This is a genomic window from uncultured Lamprocystis sp. (assembly GCF_903933125.1).
Lineage (GTDB): Bacteria > Pseudomonadota > Gammaproteobacteria > Chromatiales > Chromatiaceae > Thiodictyon.
On the sequence record NZ_CAIZIZ010000202.1, the window covers coordinates 1 to 7,395 of the forward strand.

A 7,395-nucleotide genomic window follows, 5' to 3' on the forward strand; every position below is an offset into this window, starting at 1 on the left:
CATCACCTTCTCCAACCGCTGGTTCCCGACCAAGGCGATCCGGATTTGGGAAGATCTTCATGAATTCGAGCGGCCGGGCCTGGTACTCGAATACTTCCTGGAATCCGGCTGCTACCGTGACCTCCAAACCTGGTCACTGCGAGGCCTGCCGCGCCCGCCCGACGACCCCTACGCGGATCGGCTTGCCGGCGCCGATCCGGTCTATGCCGTCTGGGGCCTCCGCGTCTGACCGGATGACACCGCGGCGGCAGGTTCTATACAATATAGGCGAGGTTAACTTCTCTTCTCAACGTAATGCTTTCTATGTTAAATCTACCCAGCCTACTGCTCTTGCTCGGTGCGCTTGCCGCGCCGCTGACCGCCTCGGCGTTCTCCTTCCCCTGGACGAAAACCGCCCCACAAGACGCGACCAAAGCCCAGTCCCACCAAACGCAATCGCACCGCGCGGGCGAACCGCGGCTGGCTGATCGGATCCTCGTCAAAAAGGCGGAGCGCCGCCTCTATTTGATGCGCGGGAATGAACCCATCCGCAGCTACAAGATCGCCCTCGGCTACCAACCCACCGGCCACAAACAGCGGCAAGGCGACGGCCGCACGCCGGAAGGGCGCTACTACATCGATCGGCGCAGCGACGGAAGCAATTATCGCAAAGCCTTGCATATCTCCTATCCGCGCGAGGAAGACCGCCTGCGCGCGCTACGCCAGGGCAATGACCCCGGCGGCCTGATCATGATCCACGGCCAGCCCAATAACTGGCGCGAGCGGCGCACCGGCGACTGGACCTTCGGGTGCATCGCCGTCTCCGACATGGAAATCGACGAGATTTGGGAACTCACGACCAAGGGGACGCCGGTCGAGATCCTGCCTTAGCCCATCCTTCGTCCTAATCCGGCAGTTGTTCGCTTTGACGGCAAAGCCCTCGAAGTGCTGGACAACGTCAGCGAGCGCCCTTTTCCCGATACGGCTATCCGACCGATGACGGCGGCGGCTGATCCCGAGGCAATAGCCATGACTGAAGACAACTTGCGGATGGTACGGCGTATTCCCCGAGTCAAGACGCGACCTTGATCATGGTTCCGGCCAGGCGCGGCGTCGGCCGACTGGAGGCCAAGGCTGAAGCCTTGGACTCCAAATCCGCATCGCTGGCCGGAACGATGATCAAGGCCCTTTCGCAGATGAGGAATCACCGTCTGTTGCCATAATTCAGACGCCGCAAACACGTCATCAGCCTACGCAAGGCCAACACAATGGAGAGGAACCGCTATGCCGCGTCTTAAACCCGGAACCATCATGAACACCGACGAAGAAGATGCCGCGATCACGGCCGCCGCCATGTCCGATCCGGACGCGCGCCCGCTGACCGATGCAGAGTGGGAGGCGGTCAAGCCGCGGTTGCGCATCGGCCGCCCCCCCGCCGGCAAGCCGCTGAAGGTCTCGACCACCATCCGCTTCGACGCGGACGTGCTGGCCGCACTCAAGGCCAGCGGCCCCGGGTGGCAGACCAGGGTGAATGACGCCATGCGGGAGTATGTCGCGGCGCGGCGATGAGTCGATTGCGCACCGCAGGTTTTGCAGGTCAGGCGCAGACCCGTTAGGGCGGTGGGAGGGATGCAGACGGTCGTGGTAGTCATGGGAGGCTCCGGGTTGGTGTTGCAGCGTGCCTGCGCACGGGCGACGCTGGGATGGTCATCGACATTGAGCGGCGCATCGCTGCGCTATACTGACCGAAGGCAACCAGGGCACGCCACCATGGAAACGATCTTCGACCACAACCCGACCCCCGACGAGCTGCGCTATCTGGCAGACCCGGATGCCGCGGCGTACCGGGCACGCGTCAGCCCAAACGAAGCGCTGGAAGCGCCCTAGCGCCGTAGGTTGCCGTGAAAGTCGGGCGGGCGTAGAGACAAAAACAACCCTCGCGGTCTCAATGAGACACGATAGGGGGACGGCGGTGGCCGGGCCTCCGACGCTCGGTCAAGCACCACCCCCGTGGGTGCCTATAACGTCGCGGCCTTGGCGCGGCCCCCCTAAGCATAGCCCAACTTTCATGGGCGGGGGCGAGCGCCCCGATCATGACCGTTGGGGTGACAAAGGAACCCCAACGCTCGGCGGCGGGGGATGTTGGGGTGCGTGCCTTACCCCAACCTACTGGACTAGGGGCATTTGGGGTAATGGGCTTTCGGGCTTTCGGGGTACGTCCCCTATTTCCCACGTCCCCTACATACCACGCGTAACTGCAGTTATCCTGTACGGTAGCCTGGTACGTCGGAGCAATGCCACAGATGGCAACAATCACCGTCAATCAGTTCCGTGACAGCCTGCGCGAGCAGGTCGAGAAGGTTCTGGCCAACCATGAGCCGTTATTATGACCCTCACCCTGAATATTCCCGACCCCGTGCTAAGGCGTCTCCAATCACTATGCACCGACGTACCGCGCGCTGTATTGGAAGGCTTCGCGGTCGAGTCCTATCGGACCGGGACGCTCTCTTGCGCCGAAATTGGCGACCTGCTCGGACATACGTCGAGCTGGGATACGCAGGCATTCCTCGCTGAGCATCATGCCTGGCCCGCTCCGACCCTGGAAGAAGTGACCTCAGATATCGCGAGCCTGCACAATACTCGCGTACCATGATGGTCATCTGCGACACCTCGGTACTTTGCTATCTGGCCTTGATCGACTGCGTTGCGGTCTTGCCCCGACGATTCGGCACGGTGACTATCCCAAGCGAAGTTGCAGAAGAGTGCCTGCACCAGTGCGCTCCCGAAAAGCTCCGCGCGCTCTTGCGAATTCCGCCGCCGTGGCTGCTCATCGCGCCCGCTTCGGCCGCCCGCGCACCCGGTACCGAACGACTCGATCCAGGCGAGGCCGCGGCGATTTCACTTGCCGCAGAGCGACATGCTGAGCTGCTCTTGATCGACGAACGAATTGGCAGACAAGTTGCCAGCGACACGGGTCTTGCTGTCGCCGGGACTTTAGGAATCTTGGCCGACGCGGCATCCCGCGGTTGGTTGAGCTTCGACGCCGCAGTCGAGCGACTGCTGGGCGACACCAATTTTTATGTGTCGGCAGAGGTCATCGACCGTCTGCGACGAACCGTCGGAGTCGGCGGGCCGACGTGACTAAATTTCTCGTCATTGCGCCACCGAGGGCGAGCGCAAGGATCAAATGGTGGGCAAGCAGATCTTGCTTTTTGCCTGAAAGGAAGAAAAAGGAAAGACCTGGCCCCGCCCCCTCACTAACATGCCCGCTCCCGTCAGGCCGCCTCCCCCGTGAGTCGCCCCGATCCGGAAAAGCCGAGATGGCGGAATTGGTAGACGCGCTAGTTTCAGGTATTAGTGGGGCAACCCGTGGAGGTTCGAGTCCTCTTCTCGGCACCAACTCCTGATCAGCCGACACGCTGATCAAAAGACAAAAAAGGCACTGTGAAAACAGTGCTTTTTTTTGGCTTGCTCCTCGGTCCGGGCGGCGGCGCCTGGTCCGCACAGCGGACCCTACGGTTACAGCTGCCGGACGTTCTCACGGACCGGGCGTCGTTGTCGTTGTCGTTGTCGTTGTCGTAATCGTGGGCGGATTATTCGATTACGACAACGACAGCGTACCCGGGATCTCGGCCACCACATCAGTTCTGATCGCACCCGGTGCCCATCACCCGGTTGCGCCCGCCATGCTTGGCCGCGTACATCGCCTGATCGGCACGGCGCAGCAGATCGTCCACGGTGTCGTCCGGGGTGAAGCCGGCCACGCCGATGCTGACGGTGACTGAGATCGCCCGCTCGCCGACGATAACCCACTGTTCGGCAATGGTCGCGCGCAGCTTCTCGGCGATCGGGAGCGCGCCCTCATACGGGCACTCGGGCAGCAACACCACGAACTCCTCGCCGCCCCAGCGTCCGGCCCCATCGCCGCGCCGCCGGTCGCGCTGGATCGCGGCGGCCACCGTCACCAGGACCGCGTCGCCGACCTCGTGGCCGTAGGTGTCGTTGACATGCTTGAAGTGGTCGATGTCGAGCGACAGCAGGGCGAGCGGGCGCTGTTCGAGGCGGGCGCGCCGGATCTGCGCCTCCAGCCAGGTCTTCATGGCCTGTCGGCTGGTCAGACCGGTCAGTAAATCGGTGCTCGCCAGGTGCTCCAGGCGCAGATTGCTGTTCTGGAGTTGCTCCTGAAAGCGGTCGCTGATGAGGACCAGCTTGTTCAGCCGGCGCAGGAGCTTCTCATAGCGCTCCGCCAGGTCCGCGAGCGGCGCGGCCAGCGGCGCGCCGGCGTACGCCGGGTCGGAGAGGGTCGCGCGCACCCGGTTGAGCGCGCTGTCGGACACCGGCGCGTCGACCGGGCGCGGCCCCGCGGGCGCCGCGAGCGGCGCCCGGACCCGTCCGCCGTAACGCTCCTCCAGACAGCCCGCGCAGACCCCGCGGGCGAGGCCCAGGTCCGCATGGTGCTTGAGGAACTCCCCGACCCGGGACTGGTACTGGTCGTCCAGGTGAATCCGGCCGCAATAGCGGCACACCGGCAGCCCCAACTCGCGCAACTGGTGAAACTGCCCATTGACCGCCTCCAGGCGTTCGATCAGGTCGCGGCTCGACGCCTGATAGCGGTCCGCAATCGCCAGGACCTTGTCCAGACGCGCGGCGAGCCGCCCGTGGCGCTCCAGCAACAGGTAATATTCGGCCGGCCAGTCGACCGGCATCCCGGCCGCCAGGGCAGCCCGCAGGGCCTGGGCGCGGGCCGCGATCGCCGCCTCGGCGGGGCCGACGCCGTCATCGAGGTCGACCGAGTCATCCACGGGCGGGGACCGTCTTGAACGGGAAGCTGACCTCTTCCCTGAATTCCTCCGCGAGTTCCAGTGCCCGGCCATTGTCCGGGTCATAATACCAGTGCATCAGGACCGGTTGGCCGTGGCGCCAGGCGTCCTCGAAGCGGTCGAGCAGGTCGAGCATGCATTTGGTGCTGCTGCTGTTCATATAAGGCATATTCACCGTGATGGTGATGGCCTCCCGGCGCTCGCCGAGATAGGCGTCCACCCAGGCCAGGATCGGCTCGAAAAACTGGAAGGAGTTTTCCGGGTAGGACTCGCCCTCCAGGGTCAGGGTGCGGGTTTCGGCGGCAAAGGACACGCGCGGGGTCGCGCGGGTCTGCGGCAGGTCGAGTGATTCCATGATCGGTTGTCTCAGATACGCACGAGGAGGCTGACGAATTCCCACTCACCGGTGAGCGGGGTGCGCGCCAGCCGTATCGGCATTGCGGCCCGGCGGGCGATGTCCAGCAGGCCGAGGCCGGCGCCGGGGTCGCCGGCCCGGCGCGGCGCACGCAGTTGCTCCTTGAAGCGGCGGCGCAGGGTCTCCTTGTCCAATCCATTCAATTCACCGATACGCCCCGCGAGCCCGGCCGCATCCGCGCGTGCCACCACATTGCCGGCCCCCACGGCGAAGCGCTCCCCGTCCCACAGGATGGCGATGATGGCGCAGTCCGGGTTATGCGGCTGACCCGGGGTGAAGCCCTTGGCGGCGATATAATTGCGGACGTTCTGGGCCAACTCCACATAGACCGCGAAGACATCGAGTGGGGCCGAATGCTCCGCCGCCCGCTGCGCCAGGTGTTGGCGCAGGGCTACGCCGAACTCCTCGATCAGGCCATGCGAGAAGGGCCCGTTGAAGCCGATGAGCACGTCATGGCGGGCGAAGTTGTTGCGCAGTTCAAACAGATCGATGGTGGGCATCGGCCACTCCGGGGTTTAGGGTAAGGCGGCGGAGGCTTGGACGGGGGCTTGGCCGTTCGCGGCGGCCACCCGCCAGCCCAGAACGGTCACGTCATCCCGGCGGTGGTGCGGACCGGCATGGGTGCGCAATTGATCCTGGAGCGCGTCGCGCTGACTGGCGCAGGGCTCGCGCCAATGGTGCTCCAGCACCTCCTTGAGGCCATTGCGCCCGAAGGGCAAGCCGCGCGGGCCGCCCGGTTGGTCGAGCAGTCCGTCGCTGCACAGGTAGAAGGATTGGCGCGGACGCAGCGCCACGCTGTGACTGGAAAAGGTGTGGCCCGGCTTGGAGCGCTTGTAGCCCAGGCTCGCGCGATCACCGCGCAGCTCCGTCAGTTGCCCATCGGTAACGACATAGAGCGGCAAGTGGGCGCCGGCAAAGACCAGTCGCCCTTCGGCCCGCTGAATCAGACAGATGGCCGCATCCAGACCGTCGTCCGAGGGGGCCGCGGCGGTATCCTGGCGCAGCGTCGTGCGGATCGACTCATTGAGTCGCTGCAACAAGGCGGCGGGCGCGTAGCAGTGTTCATCCCGGATCAGTTGACGCAGCCCGGTGACCGCCAGCATCGCCATCAGGGCGCCCGGTACCCCATGCCCGGTACAGTCCAGGAGTGCGACCAGGCCGCCCGCGGGGCAGGCCTCCAGACAATAGATGTCACCGCCCACGATATCGCGCGGCAGCCACAGGCTGAAGGAATCGGCCAGATAGTCATCCAGGGCCCCGGGCGGGGGTAACAGGGCGGCCTGGATGCGCTGGGCATACGCGATGCTGTCGGTCAGGTCGCGCAGCAGTTGCTCGGAGCGCTCCTTTTCCTGCCGCAGGTCCGCGAACGCCTGCTGCAACTGCCGCGTCATCTCATTGAAGGCAGTCGAAAAATCGCCCATGAAATCGACCCGCTGAGAGATGTCCCCGGCGGCGATCTGCTGCGTTTTCCAGGTCAGGTGGCGCAGGTTGGCCTGGAGGCTCTTGAAGGATTGCAGCACCCGCATCTTACCCGCCGGGGGCGCGCGGTCCAACTCGCCCCGCGCCATCGAGTACATGAAATCGGCGAAGTCGTCGTATTCGCGCACGAGGCGGTTGAAATAACCGACGAACTGTCTGAACTCGTCCTCCGGGTAATCGGGCGGCAGGGCGATCGGCGCCGGCTTCTCACCCCGCAGGAGCTGGTAGACCGTCACGGTCAACTGATCCAGATAATGTGCCGCAACGGTGACCATGCGTGAGCGCGGGGCGTCCGGGTGGTTCAGAGCGCGTGCGCCTCGAAGCGGCACACGCGATCCCCCGAGGCCCAGCAATCCACCTCGCGCACCTGGAACTCGCGCCCGGTATGGGAGCTCAGCAGGCCATGGATGAAGCCCTCGTCATAGGTGCACACCTGTTCGCCGCAGACCGGCAGGCCGGAGCAATCCAAGTCCTCGGCGACCGTGAGCGTGAACCGTAGTCGCTCCAGGTCCGCCTGTTCGACGCGCAGAATGCCCATACTCAATTTTCGGAGCGCCTCCTGGACTCGACTTTGGCCATTTCAGGGAGTCGAGGCCAGTTGATTCAGCACGCGTTGCCAATCCTGGCGGGAAATAACGAGGGCGTCCGGGTCTGCGGTTGAGTTGACGAAATTCGCCGCCGCCCAACTGGTGCGGCGCACCA

At 64.6% G+C, this 7,395-nt stretch carries 10 protein-coding genes, 1 tRNA gene and 1 pseudogene; 7 read left to right on the forward strand and 5 right to left on the reverse strand.

Annotated features, from left to right (window positions below; genetic code table 11):
* From QZY03_RS10130 to QZY03_RS10160, 7 genes and pseudogenes are all read left to right on the forward strand, one after another.
* Positions 1-229: pseudogene (locus QZY03_RS10130) on the forward strand (SAM-dependent methyltransferase); the annotation flags it as partial.
* Positions 230-330: 101 nt separating this feature from the next.
* Positions 331-870 (forward strand): L,D-transpeptidase family protein, encoded by a 540-nt coding sequence (locus QZY03_RS10135; protein ID WP_295580601.1) that lies wholly within the window; start codon positions 331-333, stop codon positions 868-870.
* 420 nt (positions 871-1,290) lie between these two features.
* Positions 1,291-1,548 carry a BrnA antitoxin family protein gene (locus QZY03_RS10140; protein ID WP_295580603.1) on the forward strand — a complete coding sequence of 86 codons (258 nt, stop codon included), beginning with the start codon at positions 1,291-1,293 and terminating at the stop codon, positions 1,546-1,548.
* Between the two features lie 60 nt (positions 1,549-1,608).
* On the forward strand, positions 1,609-1,866 hold the full coding sequence (locus QZY03_RS10145; protein WP_295580605.1) for a hypothetical protein: 258 nt from the start codon (positions 1,609-1,611) through the stop codon (positions 1,864-1,866).
* Positions 1,867-2,365: 499 nt separating this feature from the next.
* Positions 2,366-2,632: a UPF0175 family protein gene (locus QZY03_RS10150; protein ID WP_295580607.1), complete on the forward strand. Its 267-nt coding sequence runs from the start codon at positions 2,366-2,368 to the stop codon at positions 2,630-2,632.
* Complete coding sequence (locus tag QZY03_RS10155) at positions 2,629-3,120, forward strand: hypothetical protein (protein ID WP_295580609.1); 492 nt, start codon at positions 2,629-2,631, stop codon at positions 3,118-3,120. Before QZY03_RS10150 ends, QZY03_RS10155 begins: the two co-directional genes overlap by 4 nt.
* Before the next feature lie 173 nt (positions 3,121-3,293).
* Positions 3,294-3,378: transfer RNA gene (locus QZY03_RS10160), tRNA-Leu, on the forward strand.
* 242 nt (positions 3,379-3,620) lie between these two features.
* Here the strand turns inward: QZY03_RS10160 and QZY03_RS10165 are convergent.
* The 5 genes from QZY03_RS10165 to QZY03_RS10185 are packed head-to-tail and all read right to left on the reverse strand — an operon-like array spanning position 3,621 to position 7,231.
* Entirely contained in the window at positions 3,621-4,781 is a 1,161-nt protein-coding gene (locus QZY03_RS10165) for a diguanylate cyclase (protein ID WP_295580611.1), read from the reverse strand.
* Positions 4,774-5,154: a DUF1987 domain-containing protein gene (locus tag QZY03_RS10170; protein WP_295580613.1), complete on the reverse strand. Its 381-nt coding sequence runs from the start codon at positions 5,152-5,154 to the stop codon at positions 4,774-4,776. Before QZY03_RS10170 ends, QZY03_RS10165 begins: the two co-directional genes overlap by 8 nt.
* An 11-nt stretch (positions 5,155-5,165) precedes the next feature.
* Positions 5,166-5,714 (reverse strand): SiaB family protein kinase, encoded by a 549-nt coding sequence (locus tag QZY03_RS10175; RefSeq protein WP_295580615.1) that lies wholly within the window; start codon positions 5,712-5,714, stop codon positions 5,166-5,168.
* A gap of 15 nt (positions 5,715-5,729) precedes the next feature.
* A complete protein-coding gene (locus tag QZY03_RS10180) occupies positions 5,730-6,968 on the reverse strand; it encodes a SpoIIE family protein phosphatase (protein ID WP_295580617.1) in 1,239 nt (412 codons plus the stop codon).
* Positions 6,969-6,994: 26 nt separating this feature from the next.
* Positions 6,995-7,231, reverse strand: a complete 237-nt coding sequence (locus QZY03_RS10185) for a 4-vinyl reductase (RefSeq protein ID WP_295580619.1) — start codon at positions 7,229-7,231, stop codon at positions 6,995-6,997.
* Positions 7,232-7,395: the final 164 nt, after the last annotated feature.